Annotated in this window: 18 protein-coding genes and 1 other RNA gene; 9 read left to right on the top strand and 10 right to left on the bottom strand. The window is 63.1% G+C overall.

Translation table 11 applies throughout. The features are described from left to right. On the bottom strand, positions 1–896 hold an 896-nt coding region (locus tag GSQ88_RS35650; RefSeq protein WP_283810683.1), incomplete at its 3' end, for a 5'-3' exonuclease. A 140-nt stretch (positions 897–1036) separates the two neighbouring features. Here GSQ88_RS35650 and GSQ88_RS14240 point away from each other — a divergent pair. Then, positions 1037–1630 (top strand): hypothetical protein, encoded by a 594-nt coding sequence (locus tag GSQ88_RS14240; protein WP_159008389.1) that lies wholly within the window; start codon positions 1037–1039, stop codon positions 1628–1630. Between the two features lie 131 nt (positions 1631–1761). On the opposite strand, the gene GSQ88_RS14245 is transcribed toward GSQ88_RS14240, so the two are convergent. After that, positions 1762–2613, bottom strand: a complete 852-nt coding sequence (locus tag GSQ88_RS14245; RefSeq protein WP_159008390.1) for a LysR family transcriptional regulator — start codon at positions 2611–2613, stop codon at positions 1762–1764. A gap of 94 nt (positions 2614–2707) precedes the next feature. On the opposite strand from GSQ88_RS14245, the gene GSQ88_RS14250 reads away from it, so the two are divergent. Next, on the top strand, positions 2708–3679 hold the full coding sequence (locus tag GSQ88_RS14250; RefSeq protein WP_159008391.1) for a quinone oxidoreductase family protein: 972 nt from the start codon (positions 2708–2710) through the stop codon (positions 3677–3679). A gap of 186 nt (positions 3680–3865) precedes the next feature. Here GSQ88_RS14250 and GSQ88_RS14255 read toward each other — a convergent pair whose 3' ends face one another. Next, complete coding sequence (locus tag GSQ88_RS14255; RefSeq protein WP_159008392.1) at positions 3866–4933, bottom strand: acyltransferase family protein; 1068 nt, start codon at positions 4931–4933, stop codon at positions 3866–3868. Positions 4934–5109: 176 nt separating this feature from the next. Here GSQ88_RS14255 and GSQ88_RS14260 point away from each other — a divergent pair, with 176 nt between their 5' ends. The 3 genes from GSQ88_RS14260 to GSQ88_RS14270 all read left to right on the top strand — a co-directional run bounded on the left by GSQ88_RS14260 (position 5110) and on the right by GSQ88_RS14270 (position 9944). Continuing rightward, positions 5110–6429 (top strand): UDP-glucose dehydrogenase family protein, encoded by a 1320-nt coding sequence (locus tag GSQ88_RS14260; RefSeq protein ID WP_159008393.1) that lies wholly within the window; start codon positions 5110–5112, stop codon positions 6427–6429. Between the two features lie 163 nt (positions 6430–6592). Beyond that, positions 6593–9163 (top strand): ATP-dependent helicase HrpB, encoded by a 2571-nt coding sequence (hrpB, locus tag GSQ88_RS14265; RefSeq protein ID WP_174248015.1) that lies wholly within the window; start codon positions 6593–6595, stop codon positions 9161–9163. Between the two features lie 268 nt (positions 9164–9431). Beyond that, positions 9432–9944: a TIGR02281 family clan AA aspartic protease gene (locus GSQ88_RS14270; protein ID WP_159008394.1), complete on the top strand. Its 513-nt coding sequence runs from the start codon at positions 9432–9434 to the stop codon at positions 9942–9944. A 183-nt stretch (positions 9945–10127) separates the two neighbouring features. Here the strand turns inward: GSQ88_RS14270 and GSQ88_RS14275 are convergent, their stop codons facing one another. Beyond that, complete coding sequence (locus GSQ88_RS14275) at positions 10128–10598, bottom strand: hypothetical protein (protein ID WP_159008395.1); 471 nt, start codon at positions 10596–10598, stop codon at positions 10128–10130. 200 nt (positions 10599–10798) lie between these two features. Then, entirely contained in the window at positions 10799–11419 is a 621-nt protein-coding gene (locus GSQ88_RS14280) for a hypothetical protein (RefSeq protein ID WP_159008396.1), read from the bottom strand. Positions 11420–11992: 573 nt separating this feature from the next. Here GSQ88_RS14280 and GSQ88_RS14285 point away from each other — a divergent pair. Continuing rightward, entirely contained in the window at positions 11993–13492 is a 1500-nt protein-coding gene (locus GSQ88_RS14285; protein ID WP_159008397.1) for a phosphomannomutase/phosphoglucomutase, read from the top strand. Here GSQ88_RS14285 and GSQ88_RS14290 read toward each other — a convergent pair. The 5 genes from GSQ88_RS14290 to GSQ88_RS14310 form a co-directional block, all read right to left on the bottom strand. Next, positions 13480–15243: a saccharopine dehydrogenase family protein gene (locus tag GSQ88_RS14290; protein ID WP_159008398.1), complete on the bottom strand. Its 1764-nt coding sequence runs from the start codon at positions 15241–15243 to the stop codon at positions 13480–13482. The two genes, GSQ88_RS14285 and GSQ88_RS14290, sit on opposite strands and share 13 nt — an antisense overlap. Positions 15244–15325: 82 nt before the next feature. Next, a complete protein-coding gene (locus GSQ88_RS14295) occupies positions 15326–15826 on the bottom strand; it encodes an Lrp/AsnC family transcriptional regulator (RefSeq protein WP_159008399.1) in 501 nt (166 codons plus the stop codon). 70 nt (positions 15827–15896) lie between these two features. After that, positions 15897–16880, bottom strand: a complete 984-nt coding sequence (locus GSQ88_RS14300; protein ID WP_159008400.1) for a sugar kinase — start codon at positions 16878–16880, stop codon at positions 15897–15899. Between the two features lie 16 nt (positions 16881–16896). Further along, entirely contained in the window at positions 16897–17847 is a 951-nt protein-coding gene (nudC, locus tag GSQ88_RS14305) for an NAD(+) diphosphatase (protein WP_159008401.1), read from the bottom strand. Positions 17848–17850: 3 nt separating this feature from the next. Next, entirely contained in the window at positions 17851–18270 is a 420-nt protein-coding gene (locus GSQ88_RS14310; RefSeq protein WP_159008402.1) for an HIT domain-containing protein, read from the bottom strand. A gap of 184 nt (positions 18271–18454) precedes the next feature. Here GSQ88_RS14310 and ffs point away from each other — a divergent pair. The 3 genes from ffs to GSQ88_RS14325 all read left to right on the top strand — a co-directional run bounded on the left by ffs (position 18455) and on the right by GSQ88_RS14325 (position 20903). Further along, positions 18455–18551: signal recognition particle sRNA small type (gene ffs, locus GSQ88_RS14315), an RNA gene on the top strand. A gap of 118 nt (positions 18552–18669) precedes the next feature. Continuing rightward, positions 18670–20553 (top strand): DNA polymerase III subunit gamma/tau, encoded by a 1884-nt coding sequence (locus GSQ88_RS14320; RefSeq protein WP_174248016.1) that lies wholly within the window; start codon positions 18670–18672, stop codon positions 20551–20553. A gap of 29 nt (positions 20554–20582) precedes the next feature. Continuing rightward, positions 20583–20903: a YbaB/EbfC family nucleoid-associated protein gene (locus tag GSQ88_RS14325; RefSeq protein ID WP_159008403.1), complete on the top strand. Its 321-nt coding sequence runs from the start codon at positions 20583–20585 to the stop codon at positions 20901–20903. The last annotated feature ends 4 nt before the right edge of the window (positions 20904–20907 follow it).

Raw genomic sequence — 20907 nt, forward strand, 5'->3', positions numbered from 1 at the left:
GAAAACTCCATCGCCTTCAGGAACGAAACCAGCTTGCGCGCATCCGGCTCGTGCACTGCGAGCTCATCGAGCGGTACGTCCAGTTTGACCTGATCGTCGAGCAGCACCAATTGCCGCGAGATCCGCGCCTTCTCGGCGTTCTCGATCAGCGCCTCGCGCCGCTTCGGCTGCTTGATCTCACCGGCACGCAGCAACAGGGTTTCGAGATCGCCATACTCCACGATCAGCTGCGCGGCGGTCTTGATGCCGATGCCGGGCACGCCGGGGACGTTGTCGGTGGAATCGCCTGCCAGGGCCTGCACCTCGACCACCTTGGCCGGCGGCACGCCGAATTTCTCGATCACTTCCGGGATGCCGATACGGCGGTCCTTCATGGTGTCGTACATCGTCACTCGATCGGTGACGAGTTGCATCAAATCCTTGTCGGAGGACACGATGGTCGTGGTGGCGCCGCGCTCGCCGGCCTCCCGCGCATAGGTCGCGATCAGGTCGTCGGCCTCGAAGCCGCCTTGTTCCAGGCAGGGCAGGTCGAAGGCGCGCACCGCTTCGCGGATCAGCGGAAATTGCGGGATCAGATCTTCCGGCGCCGGCGGCCGGTGCGCTTTGTACTCGGGATACAGTTTGTTGCGGAACGTGACTTCCGATTTGTCGAACACGATGGCGAGATGGGTCGGCCGGTTGTCCGGCGGCATGTCGCGCAACAGCTTCCACAGCATGTTGCAGAAGCCCAGCACGGCGTTGACCTGCAAGCCGTCGGATTTGCGATTGAGCGGCGGCAGCGCGTGATAGGCGCGGAAAATATAGCCGGAACCGTCGACCAGAAAGACGTGATCGCCCTTCTTCAGGGCTTTGACGGCGACGGGCGTTGCGGCGGCTTGTTCGGATGTTTTCGGCATGGCCGCAATGTAAGGATTTTTGCCGGCGTTGACAGCCTCTGCGGCGGAATGTGCCCGGATTTTTGCACCCGGGAATGGGTTGCATCCATACCCGTTCCATGACCCCCTGCGGCAACCTCCGACCCCAAAGGGATCAATCCATGACCGGGCAACTCGACGTTTTGACGGAGAAGCTGCGATCGGTCGAGGCCGAGATCGAGGCTGAACTGGCAAAGCGTGCTGAAGAGCTGCGTTTTCGGATCGAAAAACGCCGCATCGTGTTCGAGCAGGACGTCAAGCGCATTCACCGCGCTATCAAAACCAGGGCATCCCGCTATTTCATCGATGCCAATCCGCTGATCGTGCTGTCTGCGCCGGTGATCTATTCGCTGATCGTCCCGGTGGCGCTGGTCGACATCTGGGTGATGGCCTATCAGGCGATCTGTTTTCCGATCTACAAGATTCCGAAGGTGCGCCGCCGCGACTATCTGGTGTTCGATCGCCACCATCTCGCTTATCTCAACATCATCGAGAAGATCAATTGCGCCTATTGCTCCTATTGCAACGGTGCGATCGCGTTCGTGCGCGAGGTGGCGTCGCGCACCGAAGTCTATTGGTGCCCGATCAAGCACGCCCGCCGCATCCTCGGTCCGCACCCGCATTATCTAGGCTTTGCGAATTTCGGCGATGCCGATGGGTTTCGCGAGAAACTCATGCAGATGAAGGATGGCGTGAAGATCGACGACGCGTCGTAGAGCATGATCCGGAAAAGTGGGCACCGGTTTTCCCTCGCGACAAACGCGAAGCGTTTGCGCGGAGATCATGCTCAAACAATAGACTAGAGTGGGATGACGATTCGAAGATAAGTCATCCCGCTCTAGCCTGGTTATTTGGCCTTGATGCAATCGGTCAGGAACTCCATCACCGCGCGCACCAGGGGCGCTTGACGCAGGTCGCGATGAACCACAAGCCACACCTCACGGCTGGGCGGCGTGGGGGTGGTTTCATAACGTGTGAGTTGCGGATCGGGATCGCCAAGAAAGTGCGGCAATACCGCCAGCCCGACGCCGGTGCGCGCGGCGGCGGCCTGATTTTCCAGATCGCTGGTGCGCAGCACGATCTCGTTGCCTGCGGCAATGGCCTTCAGCCATTTTTGTTGAGGCGCGTCGTCCATGCTGTCGTCATAGGCGATGAAGGCAAGGGCGTGACGGGGCGTTTGCTTCAGATAGGCGGCGGCGCCGTAAAGGCTAAAGCCGAAGCTGCCGATCTTGCGGGCGATCAATCCCGGTTCGGAAGGCCGCGACAGCCGCAGCGCCACGTCGGCCTCGCGGCGGTTCAATGAGGCTGTTCGCTTTTCCCCAATCAGTTTGATCTGGATGCCGGGATGCCGGCGACGCAATCGAAACAATTGCGGGGCGATCAGCGCATTGGCGAGCGAAGGTGGCGAACTGATCGAGACTTCGCCGCGCAGGCCGGGCTTGGCCGCCTGCACCGCGCGCCCGACGGCGAACGCCGCTTCTTCCATCGGCATCGCGGTCGCCGCGATGCGCCGGCCGTCATCGGTCAATTGATAGCTGCGTGCCCGGCGATCGACCAGTTTCAACCCGGTATCGGATTCGAGCGCGGCGACGCGGCGGGCGACGGTGGCGTGATCGACCCCAAGCAGCCGCGCCGCGGCCGACAATGTGCCCTCCCGCGCCAGCACCACGAAATGACGCAGATCTTCCCAATCGGGCATTGTGCAAAATCTCACATCAAGAATGAAGTCTTGGGTAATTTCGCATATTTGGATTTCGCTGCAAAGTGCCTCGGTGAACCCCGGGAGCATCTCCATGACCCATGCCATCAGACTTAAATCGCCCGGCGCCGCCGACCAGCTCGAAAGCGTGACGATCGAGTTGCCGCCGCCGGGGCCGGACGAAATCCGCGTTCGCCAAACCGCAATTGGCGTTAACTTCATCGATATCTACCAGCGCATGGGGCTTTATCCGCTGCCACCGGTGGCGATACCCGGTGTCGAGGCGGTCGGTGTGGTGACCAAATTGGGCGCTAATGTCACGTCGCCGCGAATAGGTGACAGGATCGCCTATGCCGGCGCGCCGGTCGGTGCTTACACGTCGGAACGGAATCTTCCTGCCTGGCGCGCGGTGATATTGCCGGAAAGTGTTACGGACGAAGTGGCGGCATCGGTGTTCGTCAAAGGCATTACGGCACACATGCTGTTGACGCGGGTTTATCCCGTTGGCTCGGGCACGACGGTCCTGATCCACAGCGCCGCCGGTGGGCTAGGGCAGTTGATGACGCGATGGGCAAGGCATCTTGGCGCGACCGTGATCGGAACTGTCGGCTCAGACGGCAAGGCCGCCACAGCGCGCAACGCCGGCGCGCATCATGTCATCATCGGCCGGGACGCCGATTTCGCCAGTGCTGTGGCCGAACTCACCGAAGCCCGCGGTGTGGATGTTGCGTATGATGGCGTGGGCGGCGCGACGCTGGCAAAGACCCTGCAATGCGTGCGAACGTTCGGCGTGATCGCAAGCATCGGCCAGTCGGCCGGCGCGATTCCGCCAATCGATGTGGAGGATCTCGGCCCCCGGCGCAGCGTGATGCTGGCTCGGCCCAGTGTCATGGCCTACATGAACGGCACGCAGGATTACCGGGTCGCTGCGGAAGCCGTGTTATCCGCCGTGCGGGACGGCATCTTGCGCGCGACCGGAAAGCCTTATCGTCTGAGCGACGCGGCTCAGGCGCACGCCGATCTCGAGGCCGGGCGAAGCAGCGGTTCGCTGTATCTGGTGCCGTAGAGCGTTTTCGAGCCAACGGGTCGCGCGAATGCGCGCCCGATGACAGGCTCCGTGGATACCGGTTCGCGTCAAGAAAACGCGTCAAAGCAAAAGACTAGAGCCCGGTTCTGATTCCATCAGAACCGAAAAGGCTCTAGGTGTCTAATCGCGGAAAAGTGGACCCCGGCCTCGCTCGCTAGCGTGCGGCTATTCCGCCGGCTGCAGCGTGGTGCGGGACTTCTTCGGCGCGATCCAGAACGCGGCCGGGCGCTCGAACAGGAAGGTCGCGCCGGCCGTCAGCGCGATGCGCCAGATCGCCAGCGCGCCGACCACGCCGGCGACAGTGACGATCAGCGAAATCGTACCGATATCGGCGATCCATCCGGTTCGCAGCAGCAGTGTCCGCGTCGTCGCCATCGGCAGGAAGAACGCCAGATAGATCACGATCGAATGCTCGCCGCAGAAGCGCAGCCATGTCAGCCAGTGCGCGCGCGCCAGCAGCGTGCCCAGCGTGACGATGGCGCAGGCGCCCGCGAGCCCGAGCGCGATCGAGATCAGCGGCCATTCGCTGACACCCAAAGCCACCAGGCCGCCATTGACCAGCGCCCACAGCGCCAATCCCGCCAGTGCCAGATCAGGCCGCGCCCGTGCGCGATCGGACAGCGCGAACACATAATCGGCAAACAGATATCCGGAATAGATATAGACGAAGCGCGCGGCGAACTCGTCGATCGCGGTCCAGCCGGTCGCGACATGCGCCATCTCCAGCAGCGCCGCCAGACCCCAGATCACCAGCGGCGGCATCCGCCGCGTCGCCTTGATGACGACGAAGAAGATCGGCAGCAGGTAGATGAACCACAGCGTGCCGAACGGCTCGATAAAGGATTCCAGATACAACAACCCAACATGGGCCCAGTTCGATTCGGCAGCAAACGACGGCGCCTTGAAGCCGAACTGGATCGTCACCCACAGCACATAGAAATAGGCGAAGTGCACCACCTTGCGGTCGAGATAGACCCGCCAGTCGCGGTCGATCACCACCGACACGAACAACCCGGAGATCAGGAAGAAATCCGGCATCCGGAACGGCTTGGCGAACATCACGACGACGTGCATGAAACCGGTCTGGTCGGCCGCGGCCTCGACGCCCAGCACCGAATGCATCATCACCACCATGACAATGCAGATGCCCTTGGCGTAATCGACCCAATCGACGCGACCGCCCGCGGAGGGGACGGAACCAGGTGTCGCGGCGGATGTGCCGTTTGCGGTCATCACTGTCCTTTTTCGGCGCTAAACCGCGGCATCATCGGCCCGATCGGTTTCTTTCTCCTTTATTCATACAAATGTCATGCCGCTTTTCTGGAACCTGACCGTTTCCGATTCGCCTGAAATGCTCTAAGACCGCCCCGAAATCGGGTCGTCATTAACCATTACAGGCAGGTTGTCTTATGCGGATTGCCATGATTGGCACGGGCTATGTGGGGCTGGTATCCGGCGCCTGCTTTTCGGATTTCGGCCACCAGGTCACGTGCGTCGACAAGGACGCCGACAAGATCGCAGCCCTTCGACGCGGCGAAATCCCGATTTTCGAGCCCGGCCTCGATGCGCTGGTGGCCGCCAATGTGAAAGCCGGCCGGCTGGATTTTACCACCGACCTGACGGCGCCGGTCGCCGAAGCCGACGCGGTTTTCATCGCGGTCGGCACGCCGTCGCGGCGCGGCGACGGCCATGCCGATCTGAGCTATGTCCACGCCGCCGCGCGCGAGATCGCGACCGCGCTGGCGGGCTTTACGGTCGTGGTCACCAAATCGACCGTGCCGGTCGGTACCGGCGATGAGGTCGAGCGCCTGATCCGTGAAATCAATCCGTCGGCGGATGTCGTGGTCGCCTCCAATCCGGAGTTCCTGCGCGAGGGCGCTGCGATCCGCGATTTCAAGTTCCCGGACCGTATCGTGGTCGGAACCTCGGATGAACGCGGCCGCAAGGTGCTCGGCGACGTCTACCGGCCGCTGTCGCTCAACCAGGCGCCGCTGATGTTCACGGCGCGGCGCACCGCTGAATTGATCAAATACGCCGCCAATGCCTTTCTCGCCACCAAGATCACTTTCATCAACGAGATCGCGGACCTTGCGGAAAAGGTCGGCGCCGACGTCCAGGAAGTCTCGCGCGGCATCGGGCTCGACAACCGCATCGGCTCGAAATTCCTGCATGCAGGCCCCGGCTTCGGCGGATCGTGCTTCCCCAAGGATACCCGCGCGCTGGTCAAGATCGCGCTCGACCACGATGTGCCGCTGCGCATCGTCGAGGCCGTGCTGGCGGTCAACGACAACCGCAAGCGCGCGATGGCGCGCAAGGTCGCCAACGCCGCGGGCGGCAATCTGCGCGGCAAGACCGTCGCGGTGCTCGGGCTCACCTTCAAGCCCGACACCGACGACATGCGCGAGGCGCCGTCGATTCCGCTGGTGACCGGCCTGCTCGACATGGGCGCCAAGGTTCGCGCGCATGATCCGGTCGGCATGGAGCAGGCCCGGCGCGAATTGCCCGATATCGACTATTGCGACGATCCCTACGACTGCGTGCGCGGCGCTGACGCCATGGTGGTGGTGACCGAGTGGGTGCAGTACCGCACCCTCGACCTTGAACGCGTCAAGGCCGCGATGGCGCAGCCGGTGATCGTCGACCTGCGCAACATCTATCGCCCCGAAGACGCGGTGGCGCTCGGCTTCATTTATGAAAGCGTCGGCCGCGCCCCCGAAGGAAAGAAATGATTGTCCCCTCTCCCCTTGTGGGAGAGGGTGGCTCGCATCGTTAGATGCGAGGCGGGTGAGGGGTCGCGGCATAACGAGAAGCCGATACCCCTCACCCGCCTTCGCTTCGCTACGGCACCCTCTCCCACAAGGGGAGAGGGAAAGAACGAGTGACACTGGCCGCATGCGCAGCTTCGACACCCCTCTGCCGATCGACGCGGTGCTCGACGAACTGGCGGGTACGCTCGAGCGCGGCAACGCCGCCGTGCTGGTGGCGCCGCCCGGCGCCGGCAAGACCACGCGGGTGCCGCTGGCACTGCTCGATGCGCCATGGCTTGCTTCCGAGAAGGGGCTTGCTTTCGAGAAAGGTCCCGGAAACAAGAAAATCATCATGCTGGAGCCGCGCCGGATCGCGGCCCGCGCCAGCGCCGAACGCATGGCCAAGACGCTGGGCGAACCGGTCGGCCAGACCGTCGGTTACCGCGTCCGGTTCGGCTCGAAAGTGTCGCGCGCGACCCGGATCGAGGTCGTCACCGAGGGCATCTTCTCCCGGCAGATTCTCGACGATCCCGAATTGTCCGGCATCGGGGCGGTGCTGTTCGATGAGTTTCACGAGCGCTCGCTGGATGCCGATCTGGGACTGGCACTGGCGCGCGATGCGCAAACCGGCTTGCGTGAGGATCTGCGCATCCTGGTGATGTCGGCAACGCTCGACGGTGCGCGCGTGGCAAAGCTGCTCGGCGATGCGCCGGTGGTCGCCAGCGAGGGCCGCGCCTTTCCGGTCGAGACGCGCTATCTCGGCCGCAAGGCCGATGCGCCGCTGGAGCGGCAGATGGCCGATGCGATCGCGATGGCGCTGCGCGCCGATCCAGGCTCGGTGTTGGCGTTTCTGCCGGGAGCCGCGGAAATTCGCCGCACCCAGAATTTTCTCGGCGAACGGATCCACGACGCTTCAATCGAGATCGTCCCATTATTCGGCGCGCTCGACGCCGGCGTGCAGGATCGCGCGATCGCGCCCGCCCCGAAGGGGCATCGCAAGGTGGTGCTGGCGACTTCGATTGCCGAGACCTCGCTGACCATCGAAGGGGTGCGCATCGTCGTGGACTCCGGCGTGGCGCGGGTGCCGCGCTACGAACCGGATATCGGGCTGACCCGGCTGGAGACCGTGCGCGCCTCGCGCGCCGCGGTCGATCAGCGCCGCGGCCGCGCCGGGCGCACCGAGCCCGGAATCTGCTACCGGCTGTGGGACGAGCCGCAGACCGCGTCGCTGGCCGCCTACACCCAGCCCGAAATCCTCAGCGCCGATCTGTCGTCGCTGGTGCTCGACCTCGCGCAATGGGGGGTAACCGATCCCGCCAGCCTGGCGTTTCTCGATCCCCCGCCGGCGCCGGCGCTGAAGGAGGCGCGCAGTTTGCTGCGCGAACTTGGCGCGCTCGACGGCGATGGCCGTATCACCGCCGAGGGCAACAGCCTGCGCGCGCTGGCGCTGCCGCCACGGCTCGCCCGCATGATCGTGGATTCGCATCGCCTCGGCGCCGGCGAGGAGGCCGCCGAGATTGCCGCCATCCTCACCGAACGCGGTCTCGGCGGCGACAGCGTCGATCTGGAGTACCGGCTCGACCAGTTCCGCCGCGACCGCTCGCAACGCGCCACCAGCGCAAGGAGCCTGGCGCGGCGTTGGGCCGAGCAGGTGGCGAGTGAGAAGACGGAGAGCCGAGGCGGTTCTTCCCCCTCCCCGCAAGGGGGAGGGGGGAAGAGAAGCGCTCCCTCCAGCGACGAACTACCGTCCACCGGCATCATGCTCGCCTTCGCCTTTCCCGACCGCGTCGCGCGCAACCGGGGCAATGGCAGTTTTGTGCTGGCCAATGGGCGCGGGGCTTCGGTGGAGCAGGTCTCCGCGCTGGCGCGTGCGCCCTATATCGCGGTGGCCGAACTGACGGGAACGGCGGCGCAGGGACGTATTCTGCTGGCGGCGCCGATCGCGCAGGCCGACATCGAACTGCGGTTCGCCGACGAGATCGAAATCGCCGATGAGATTTCGTTCGACCGAAGCGCAATGGCGTTGCGGGCGCGGCGCAAGCGCACCTTGCATGCGATCACGCTATCGGAAGCCCCGCTAGCACTTACGCCTTCTGCGGAGACCGCGCGGGTGCTGGCCGATGGCCTGATCGCGGCTGGCATGGATCGGCTGCCATGGTCGAAGCCTGCAAAACAATGGCGAGATCGCGTGATGTTCCTGCGCAAGGCCGAAGGCGATGCATCGCTTTGGCCAGACCTCTCCGACGATTCGCTCGCCGCGGGACGCGAGACATGGCTGGTGCCGGCGCTGTACGACAAGATTGCGCTGAAGGATTTGTCCTCCGGCGATTTGTCCGATGCGCTGATGGGGCTGTTGCCGTGGGAATTGCGCGCGCGGCTGGAAAAGGAAGCGCCGATGCATTTCGAGGCGCCGACCGGAACCCAGCTTGCGATCGATTACGAGGCCGAGCAGGGCCCGACCATCGCGGTCCGGTTGCAGGAATTATTCGGGCTCAACATCCACCCGTCGATTGCGAAAGGCGCGGTACCGCTGGTGCTGGAACTGTTGTCGCCGGCGCACCGCCCGGTGCAGGTGACGCGCGATTTGCCGGGCTTTTGGCGCGGCAGCTATGCCGCGGTGCGCTCCGACCTGCGCGGGCGCTATCCCCGGCATCCCTGGCCGGAGGATCCCGCCAGCGCGATGCCGACCCGGCGGGTCAAGCCGCGCGGGACGTGAGGACATCGTACCACAAGCCGTCATTGCCGGGCATAGTCGTCCGAAGGACGGCGTCGCTTCCGCTCGCCTATGCCCGGCAATCCATCTGCTTCGAAAGATTCTTACGAAGTTCGATGGATACGCGGGTCAAGCCCGCGTATGACGGCTGCCCGTTAACGCTTCCGTCATCCTATTGGCCGAAATAGCGGCCGCTGCGGCCGCCGTTAGTCGCGGCTTGGCGGCGGACGTGGTGATATCGCCGCGCCCCGTGTTTGATCGAGTGTTCGTCATGCGTAACATAATGATCTTCGCCGCTGTGATGATCGGCCTCGGCACCGTGATGGCCCAGATGGCGGACAGGATGACGCCCGCCCGCGCCGGCACCGTTCCGCAGCAGGTCGCCGCGGTCGAGGAGGCCGCCCCGGCATCCGGTCGCACGCTCAATATCCCGCATGATGCCCGCGGTCATTTTGCCACCGAAGGCCGGATCAACGGTCAGCGCATCGGCTTCATGGTCGATACCGGAGCGTCGGTGATCGCGCTGAACGAGACCTCGGCGGCGCAATTCGGCTTCCGTCCGACGCCCGGCGACTACACCGCCAAGGTCACGACCGCCAACGGCACCATCAAGGCGGCGCGCACCCGCATCGCCATGGTCGAGGTCGGCGGGCTGGTGGTGCGCGATGTCGATGCCATGGTGCTGCCCGACGAGTCGCTGTCGGAGAACCTGCTGGGACTATCGTTCCTCTCCAGGCTGAAGCGGTTCGAATACGCCAATGGCATGATGGTGCTGGAGCAGTAAGGCGCCTTGGTTGCCAATCCACCTTTGATGGCGCTGCCCGAAGCCTGATTCAAGTTCCAAGGCGCGCTTCGGAGCTTACGAGCAGATGCACACATCAACCTGCGGAGGACATCTGCGGGGATCAGCTGAAAATGACCAAGGCGGAAATACAAGGAGCATCGAGGAAATTTAAGACGCTGCTTTTCACATTTTGGGAATGAGAGGGTGATCGAGTCGATCTTCGTAACCACGGCTCGGCATTCGCGCCAGACGTTCCCGAGCAACATCAGACTTGAGGCGCTTTCTCAGAGTGTCGGGCCGGATGCCCTTCTCCTCCAGGGTTTTCATCAGATCTGCCGGCGCGACACCGAGTCGCGAGCACATGTCCGCGAAGGCTTTGTCGACGAGAGCATCCGATAGCAAGCCAGCTCCCTCGGCCTTTACAATCTTGAACGAGTCTTCAGACAACTCACCGATCACTCCTTCCCTGTCGACCTGCTTTTGCGCAAGCAGCAAATCGAGCTTGGTGCGCTGGTCAACGTCGTCCTCGGTGATGAACTGGAGGTAGGTTGTTATGGCCGCTATTTCTTGGCCTGGTGCAGGTACGCTCTGGCCATATGCAGGAAAGACGACCAGGGCAGCCAGACACACAACATTAAACAGGCGGATAGCCATGAAGATCATCTCCTGAGCGAAGCCAGTCCGTGCAGCCCTTCCAAAATTCACACTGATAGACCGCCATAGTAAAGCCGAACGGTGGCGAATTTCAGGTCGTGGTCCTTGGCGACATACCGCTGCCGCATAGGCTTGGTCGGTAATATGGCAGACGGACTTAGCCTTCATAGAGTTACGTCGCCGGGTTATAAATACAGGGCCTAGTAGCCTTTATACTCCCTGATAGTCACGCGGCTCGGATCGCCTTCAACCGGGGTCGCTACCAACAAACCAGTCGGGTCGGCAGCGTTGATTGTTAGCAAGTTGTCGGTATCTGGTTCTGAATACGTGAGCGTATGTCCATAAATCCCGCCGAAATTCGTGCGGTTGGCGTTGTCAGTGGCAGTGATCTTGCGATTACTCTCGGCGGCAGTAATCTGAGGGCCCGCTGGTGGAGTGCCAGTGGAAAATTTTTTATAAACATAGCTGTCAACCATATGATTTTCATCGCGCAGGGGAGCTAGGACACCATTCGATGTAGGGGGGTCTGTTGGCGTGGGATTAGCGTAGCCGCCAAAGGGAGCAGCTTTGGCTGCGCCTTGATCCAAAGTCAGGTTGGGGGCTGCACCATCACCGCCTGCAGCCGGCGCACCGGCATCGGGTTGACCGGCTCCCGTTGCGGGCGGTTGCTGCGGCGGGCCTTGCGGCTCGGCCTGGGCCTGTTGAATCTGCGCCTGTTGAGCAGGGCCATCCGCGGCGAACGGATCGTAGTCAACGGGAACGAGCGAGTGGTCATCGAAATCCGGCTGATAGTCGACCGGCACCAGAGAGTAACCAGGCATGATGGATCACCTACAGGTAGTTGCGGACACCTCCGGGTGAGCCCGTGATGTGACCGCGCCCTCGCGGAGAGGGCTGGGTTGGTTTTAAGTGTTTGAGTGCTTGAAGGATGGCTTGCGCAATGGCGGAAGCGTCGATTGGTCAGGTTCGGCGCGCTCGGCAGCGTATGGCCTGACAGCGTATCGTCTGATTCAAAAAGCCCGCAGCGGATTTTCCGGCGCGGGCCTAATTCTTGCGACGATGAAGATATGCCGGTGATTTGCCCGACGTGTCAAAATGTTTTTGCGGGATCGCTCAAAAGGCCGGACCATGCTACTTTGCATGGGGTCGTTTTGGATATTTTCGTTGAAAGGCCCATCCATGGTTCAGAAACCATGCCGGGTCGGAGCGATCACGGTCAAGCAGCTCGTAGGGCGCAACAGCGCGGCGTATTGCGCCGCCGTGCAAAGATGGGTGGATGACGCTCCACACATCCGTCCTAATTAATCGCCAAAAGACGGCTGTCCCGCCTTCCGCTGTGCCTGCGTTATGACTACCGTGCTTTCCCGATCCGCCCCCCGAATGAGGCCATTCGCATGTTTCCAAAGCCGAAATCCGTGCTGGTTCCCAACACCTATGCTTTCGAATCCGAGCCGATGGTGAAGGCGACCGGGTTTCGCGAATACGACGCCCGTTGGCTGTTCGGCAAGGAAATCAATCTGATGGGCATCCAGGCGCTGGGCATGGGGCTCGGCGCGCTGATCTCGGAGCTCGGCGCCAAACAGGAAATCGTCACCGGACATGATTTCCGCAGCTATTCGGCCTCGATCAAATATGCACTGATTTCGGGGCTGTTGGCCTCGGGCTGCAAGGTTCACGACATCGGGCTGTGCATGACGCCGATGGCGTATTTCGCCCAGTTCGAGCTCGACGTGCCCTGCGTCGCGATGGTGACGGCGTCGCACAACGACAATGGCTGGACCGGGGTCAAGATGGGCGCCAACCGTCCGCTGACCTTCGGCCCGGACGAAATGAACCGCCTCAAGGAGATCGTGCTCAACGCCGATTTCAAAAACAAGGTCGGCGGCTCCTATCAGTTCCACGAGAATTTCCCGGCGCGCTACATCGCCGACCTCACCAAGCGCCCGAAACTGAAGCGCAAGCTCAAGGTCGTGGTCGCCTGCGGCAACGGCACCGCGGGCGCGTTTGCGCCCCAGGTGATGGAGGCGATCGGCTGCGAGGTGGTGCCGCTCGACACGAACCTCGATCATACCTTCCCGAAATACAATCCCAATCCCGAAGACATGGAAATGCTGCACGCGATCCGCGACGCGGTGCTGGAGCACAAGGCCGATGTCGGACTGGGCTTTGACGGCGACGGCGACCGCTGCGGCGTGGTCGACAATACCGGCGAGGAGATCTTTGCCGACAAGGTCGGCGTGATGCTGGCGCGCGACATGTCGGCGATCACCCCCAATGCGCAATTCGTGGTCGACGTGAAATCGACCGGGCTGTTCGTCACCGATCCCGTGCTGCAAAAGCAGGGCGCCAAGACCACGTACTGGAAGACCGGCCATTCCTACATGAAGCGCCGCACCAACGAACTCGGCGCGCTGGCGGGCTTCGAGAAGTCCGGCCACTTCTTCTTCAACAAGCCGTTCGGCCGCGGCTATGACGATGGTCTGATCTCGGCGATCGCGGTCTGCGAAATGATGGACCGGGCGCCCGGCAAGTCGATGGCGGATTTGAAGAACGCGCTGCCGAAGACCTGGTCGTCGCCGACCATGTCGCCGCATTGCACGGACGAGGCCAAATACGGCATCGTCGATTCCGTGGTGAAGCATTTCGAGGCGATGCAGAACAAGAGCGAGAAGGTCGCGGGCCAATCGATCCGCGATCTCGTCACCGTCAACGGCGTGCGGGTCACGGTCGAGGACGGCAGCTGGGGCCTGGTGCGGGCGTCGTCCAACAAGCCGGAACTGGTGGTGGTGGTCGAAAGCCCGGTGTCCGAGCAACGGATGCGCGACCTGTTCGAGGCGATGGATTCGGTGCTGCGCACCCATCCCGAGGTCGGCGAATATAATCAGAAGATTTGAGGCGGCCTGCCATCAGAGGGCTTTGGCTGGCCTCTATTGGCGTGCGCTTGCCGATCTGGCTCCAGCCAGCCTTTGTATCGAACGATGAGCCCCGTCAGGGGATGCCAGATCCTGACATGGAAATGGAATTGGCCGTCTTCGGTGGTCTCATAGGAGTCCGAGCGCGGGCATAGCCACATCGGAAGCGCGATGCCGAAGGCGGTCCAGCGGCGCAACCGCAGCGACAATCGCTCGTTCTCCACGACCAGCGCCATCGCGAAGGTCAGCGGGCCGAAGCGCTCGCACAGCAGCGCTGCCGATTTTTCGTTGCCGGCGAATTGGCGGCTTGAAAAGGCTTGGCTTGAAAGGACTTGGTCGCCGAATCTCCTGGTCCATGTCTCGGTGCCATCAGAGGCACCGAATTCCACGCTGACCGGCGTATCGGCAACCGCCTTGGGAAAACCGATGATGAACGCGGCCAAACGCGCCAGCAGGCTGCCGCCGCGTTCGACGCTGGCGCGCCCTCGCGCCGAAGCCGTCGTGTCGAAATCGTGCAGATTCCTGATCGCGCCGGGCAACTCGTTCCAGGCTGTTCCCAGCACCCGCGCGTAGAGCGGTGCGGCGGCTACCGGGCTGTCGTCTCTGACGCCGGCATAAATCGTCCGGTTGGCAAACAGCCTTTCATAGTCGGCAAGTTCCAGATCCCGCACGGCGGCACGCGCGCCCGGCGCGGGCAGCTTCCCGTCGAGGATATTTCGTACCAGCGCTTGCACCGCCATCGATGGAATCAGCGGGCCATCGTCGCCTTCGGCGAGCAGGTGCCACGATCGGCTGGATGGTGCGCCCGATCTGTCGGTCCCTTTCACCGCAACGAACATGCCGCCGCGATGCTCGCCCCAGCGCAGATGGTTGGTCGCCCAATGCATCAGCGGCGCGAGACCCGACACGGTCGGGAGCAATCTCCAACGCACGAGCCACGCCAGAGCCGCCAGCGCACGGTGCAATATCGCGGGAACCGGACCTGCGCCCATCCAGATCGTGGTGGCGTCGGGCCACAGTTCGGTCAGTACGCGCAGGTCGGGAACGTCGACCAGCGAGAACATCGTATTGTGCAACGGCAGCCGGCCCGGCGGCGCCACCGTGAAGCGCAACTGCTCGGTAAAGGGATAGCCCGTCGCGGTCTTGCCGTCGCGCTTGAGCGCAACCGGTTGACCGGCATAACCGGCAATGGCGCGGATAACGTTTTCGCCCACCCCTGCAAAGGGCGACGGGGCGATGCCGCCATGTATCGTGTCCACCCGTTCCATATCGGATGAAAGGTGGCGGACCACCGCGGCGGTGAGGACGGGAAAACTGGAAACGCCTGACAGCACGTAGCAGCCGGCGGTCCGGGCAGCCGCGTCGAACCCGCCGACCCCGGCGACGAAATCCGAGCCGTCGGCCAGATCGAGATAGTTCACGCGCTGGCCGATACAGGCTTCAATGACGCGGTAGCGATCATCGCCATAGGCCTGAAACGGGCCGCTGGCATCGACCAGGATATCGGGCCGCCGCGATGCAATCTGGGCTGTGAGATCGCCGTTGCGATCGAACGCGGCGGGAACGAGCTGCGCTTTGGCTTGATGGCGCGCCTGGCAGAAGGCGCTGGCTTTTTGCAGCGACCGGCCGGCGACGGTCAGGCTCAGCCGCGGGTCGTCTTCCAGCAATTCGACGATGCGGCCGCCGAAGATTCCATATCCGCCGATGATGAGAATGTTGAGGCGGTCGGTCATGGACGAGATCCCCAGCGCGTAGCGATCGCGGCAATGAAGCCCGTCCATTCCCTCCCGTCTAGCGGGAAGGAGAGGTTATCTTTTACGCCGCCGGCACCGGCAGCGCGGTGACCGACTTGATCTTCTCCATCGCAAAACGCGACGTCACGTTCTTCAGCGGCACCGCGCTGATCAGCTTTTTGTAGAACACGTCGTAGCTCTGCATGTCCGCGACCACGACGCGCAGCATGTAATCGACGTCGCCGGCCATCCGGTAGAATTCCATCACCTCCGGCATGGCGCTGACTGCGTCGGCGAAGGTTCGAAGCCAGGCCTCCGAATGATCGGCGCTCTCGACCGAGACGAACACCGAGATGCCGAGGCCGATCTTGTTCTGGTCGACCAGCGCCACCCGGCGCAGGATCACGCCGTCAGCCTCGAGCCGTTGGATGCGCTTCCAGCATGGCGTCGATGACAGGCCGACCCGGTCGCCGATCTCGGCCACCGACAGCGAGGCGTCTTCCTGCAGCACGGTGAGAATTTTGCGGTCGATCGCGTCGAGCCGGCGGTTGGGCTCGAGGACGTGAACGGCGAGGTCGGTCATGGGAAGAACTTTGTTCCATATGAGCGGTAGATCACACTCATATATAGAAAATTCTTCTAGGACAAGCCCATTATGGCGGCGGCGGCGCCGAATCGACCGTCTGGCCTTGGGCCAAAAGCTGTTCAACTTCAATGCGCTCCGGTGCAGCATAAGCGCCGCCGAACCGGGTGCATTTCAGCGCCGCGGCGGCGGAGGCAAATCGCAGGGCTTGCCGAAGCTCCTGGTTCTCGGTGATCGCCAACGTGAAGGCGCCGTGGAACACGTCGCCGGCGCCCAGCGTGTCCACGGTATGCACCGGGAACGCGGGTGTGCGCTGCAGGTTCTGGTTTTCATCGAGCCACAGCGTGCCTTGCGGCCCCTGGGTGCCCGCCAGGAACGAGGGGGTCAGCCTGGCAATTTTTTTCAGCGCCTCGCCGTCGTCGGCGATGCCGGCGGTGGACCGCAAGGCGTCGCTGGAAAACACCAGATGCGATGACGCGGTCAACAGGCCTTCCCGCAGCGACATGGTGCGATCGACATCCACCACCACGGGAATGCCGCGCCGGCGCGCCTCGGCGCAGAGATCCGTGCAGAATTCGGCGCAGCGGCTTTCGGTCAGGATGGCGCTGCAATCGTCGAGCAATATGTCGGCATCGGGCAGGCTGACCTTCCACAATTCCGGATCGCGGAACGTCACCGCGGTGCGCTCGCCGCTGGGGTCGATCATGATGTTCGAGATCGGCGTCACCAGGCCCGGCATGTGCACGAGGTGCCTGGTGTCGATGCCCTCTTCGGCAAGCTTGTCGAAAATATACCGGCTCGAGGTTTCGGCGGCGTCGCCCATCGGCCCGCAGATCGAGGCCCGGCCGCCCAGGCGAACGATACCGATCGACGCGTTGAGCGCGTTGCCGCCGCCGATCTGGTCGAAATGGCTGGCGCTTACCTTGAAGCCGCGCTCGGGCAGTTCCTCGATCCGAAAGATCAGGTCACGTACCGGGATGCCAATGCACAGGATACGCGGCGGGTTTTTAGACTTTTGTTTTGACGCGTTTTCTTGACGCGAACCGGTGCCCACTTCGCTTGAAAACGCTCTAGGCAATGCTATCGGGCCCCGCCTGCAACCATCGTCCGAGCAGATGATGCGCAATGGCAAACGGATGCGGCCCGGCCAGTCCGTCCGGATGCTGCCGCTTGATCATCAAGGTGGCCTCCGTGCGGTCGAACCAGCGCGCGTCTTCCAGTTCCGAATGATCGACGATGATGTCTTCGTTGGTGGCGCGCGCCGTGCAACCGATCATCAGCGATGACGGGTAGGGCCAGGGCTGCGTCATGTAGTAATTCACGTCGGTGCAGCGAATGCCGCTTTCCTCGAAGATTTCGCGGCGGACCGCGTCCTCGATGGTTTCGGCCGCCTCGACGAAACCGGCGAGGCACGAATACATCCCGGGCAGGAACTGCTTCTGCCGGCCCATCAGCACCTTGTCGCCTGATGTCACCAGCATGATCACGACGGGGTCGGTGCGTGGAAAGTGCTCGGCCTTGCAATTGGGGCAATCGCGCTTCCAGCCGCCCTGCTTCATCGCCGTCCGGGTGCCGCAATTGGCGCAATAGCCATGGCGCTGATGCCAGCTCACCATCGATTTCGCCATCGCGATCGCCGACAATTGGTCGGCCGGCACCACGCCCTGCATCGCCATGCCGCGCAATTCGCTGACCGCGACGTCGTCGCGGGTCAATAGCTTCTCCACGGCGGGGGCGCCGATGCCCATGCCGAAGATCGCGGCCCCCTCGCGCAAGCCCAAAAAGATGGTGCCGGGATTGGCGCCGTGCTTGAGCGCCTCGTCGATCGTCAAGAGCGCGCGCGAGCTGCCGTTTTCCCTGACGACCACCAGCGAATCACGATGCAGCACATAGGCGCGCGTATCGGGCTTGCCTTCCAGCGCCAGCAGCTTGGCGTCGTCGGTACGCAAATGGGCGGCGCGATCGAGCACATGGGTGACGAAGGCCGGCTGGCCCAGCGGAAATGAATCGAATGCGGTCATGGATTACCCTAGCCAGATTTTACGGCGAAGCGCGCTGATGAAGTGCTGGACTTCCTCGGCGTCATGTTCGAGCGGCGGCATCACGCCCCAGACCGGGCGCGGCCAGGCGACATCGCTCGTGCGCCGGGCGATGATGTGGACATGCAGTTGCGGCACCACGTTGCCGAGCGCTGCGATATTCAATTTGTCGCATTTGGTGATGTCTTTCAGGGCGCGGCCGACGCGGCTGATTTCGGTCATCAATTGCGCCTGCTCGACCTCGTCGAGGTCGATGATCTCGCTGACTTCGGGCCGCCGCGGCACCAGCAACAGCCAGGGATAATGTGCGTCCTTGATCACCAGCACGCGGCTCAGCGGCAGGTCGCCGATGTCGATGGTGTCTTTTTTGAGCTGTGAGTTCAGCGACCAAGCGGAGTCGGGCATGTCTATTCCTGCGACGTCAAAAAAGACTTCAAAGAAGACCTGAAAGAAGAGGTCAAAAAGACTTCGATGCCCGGCATAGACCGTGCTTCAGGGCAAGTAATGCTTTTCCGTGTTTTTGCACAAGCCCCGCAAAGCGCGTGGCTGGCGCTTGCTTTCCGGCCCTTTTGGCCCCAAATAGGAGCCGGGAGATTGGCGGTGGACGAGCCACTCGCCAACCGGGTCAGGTCCGGAAGGAAGCAGCCCTAACGAGGTCCGGATCGGGTCGCTCGTCAGTCTCCTACCAGTTTTTCGCCTGTTTTTTCGGCCGAATCGCGCCAAAAAGGGGTGGCCCGTCCTGCGCTTGATTCTCCTGCTAGTCCGCAAGCCGGCTTCGAGTGACAATCAATTGCGGATCGATCGATGACCGACGCTGGCAAGCCGACCCAACCTTCCGCCGACATGTCCACCGCGCCGTCCGACGACAGCACCCATCAGGGTGGTTTCGATCTCGGTGGACCGCCGGAGGTGGGCAAGCCCTATCGGGTGCTGGCGCGCAAATACCGCCCCTCCAGTTTCGAGGATCTGATCGGCCAGGACGCCGTGGTCCGCACCGTTTCCAATGCGTTCGAGACCGGGCGGATTCCGCAGGCCTGGATCCTGACCGGGGTGCGCGGCGTCGGCAAAACCACCACGGCGCGGATCCTCGCCCGGGCGCTGAATTACGAATTGCCGGACGGTTCCGTGAAAGGGCCGACCATTCATATGCCGGTGCCGGGCGTCCACTGCCAAGCGATCATGGAAAGCCGGCACATGGACGTGCTGGAGATGGACGCCGCGTCCCACACCGGCGTCGACGACGTGCGCCAGATCAATGACAGCGTGCGCTATGCGCCGGCCAGTGCGCGCTACAAGGTCTACATCATCGACGAAGTCCACATGCTGTCGACCGCGGCCTTCAACGCCTTCCTGAAGACGCTGGAAGAGCCGCCGGAACATGCCAAGTTCGTGTTCGCCACCACGGAAATTCGCAAGGTTCCGGTGACGGTGCTGTCGCGTTGCCAGCGCTTTGACCTGCGCCGGGTCGAGGCCGACGTGCTGATGAAACATCTGGCCAATATCGCGGCCAAGGAAAACGTCGAGGTCGAGCCCGAGGCGCTCGGCATCGTCGCCCGCGCCGCCGAGGGCTCGGTGCGTGATTCGCTGTCGCTGTTCGATCAGGCGATCGCGCATGCGGCGGGCCCGGTGCGCGCCGATGCGGTGCGGCAGATGCTGGGATTGGCCGACCGCACCCGGGTGATCGACCTGTTCGAGTCGCTGGCGCGCGGCGACATCGCGAGCGCCTTCAAGGAATTCCGCGATCAATATGATACCGGCGCCGATCCGATCGTGGTGCTGAGCGATTTGGCCGAATTCGTCAATTTCGTTACCCGGGTCAAGATCGTGCCGGCGACCGCGGACAATGTCGCGTTCGGCGAGACCGAGCGGCTGCGCGCCCGCGACTTCGCGGCAAAATTGTCGATGCGGGTGTTGTCGCGGATGTGGCAGATGCTCTTGAAGGGCATCGCTGAGGTGCAGGCCGCGACGCGGCCGGCCGCGGCCGCCGAAATGGTTCTGGTCCGCATTGCCTATGTCGCGGACATGCCGACGCCGGATGAGGCGATCCGGATGCTCGCGCAGAACGGCGACGCCTCACCGGTGATCGCATCGAGTGCTGCGCCGCGCGGCGCGCCGGCATCGACGGTTGCCTCGATCGCCTCACAGCCGTCGCCGATACGATCCTCGAGCCCCCCGCGCGCCGGCGCCGAAGCCTCCGCGCGCCCGCAAATCATCGCGCCCGCGCAAGAGGTCGCCTCCGTCGCGCAAGCGGCACCCGCGCTGCGGATTTCGAGCTTTCCCCAATTGGTGGCGCTGGCGGGCGAGAAGCGCGACGTGATGACCAAGATGGCGCTGGAGGCTGATGTCCGCCTGGTTCGCATCGAGGACGGGCGGCTGGAGGTCGCGCTGGAGCGCAATGCCCAGCGTACGCTGATCAACGAGCTCTCGCGTAAGCTGGAGCAATGGACCGGCCGGCGCTGGACCGTGATCGTATCCAACGAACCGGGACAGCCGACGCTGCGCTCGCAGAGCGAGGTCGAGAAGAATCAGCGGGAACGCGCCGCTGAATCCGATCCGCGGGTCAAGGAAGTGCTCGCGCGGTTTCCCGGCGCCAAAGTCGTCGAGGTGCGCCGGCTTGCGCCCGAGCCGCCGGAATCCGATGCCGGCGTCGACGATCCCACCGAGAGCCCCGACAACGACGACGAATAGATATTTTCGAGAGGCAAGAGGAATATCCGATGGCTGATTTTCTCGGCATGATGAAACAGGCGGCGCAACTGCAATCGAAGATGCAGGCGATGCAGGAAGAGCTCGGCCATGTCGAGGTCGAGGGCATCTCCGGCGGCGGCCTGGTCGCCGTGCGCATGACCGCGAAGATGGAAGTCAAGGCGGTGAAGATCGACCCGTCGCTGATCAAGGCCGATGAGATAGAGATCCTCGAGGATCTCCTGGTCACCGCGCATAATGACGCGCGGCGCAAGGCGGAAGCCGCGGTGCAGGAGAAAATGTCGAGCCTGACCGGCGGCCTCGGATTGCCGCCCGGATTGGGACTCGGCTGACGAC

This window comes from Bradyrhizobium sp. S69 (assembly GCF_009766005.1).
In the GTDB taxonomy this organism is placed as follows: domain Bacteria; phylum Pseudomonadota; class Alphaproteobacteria; order Rhizobiales; family Xanthobacteraceae; genus Bradyrhizobium.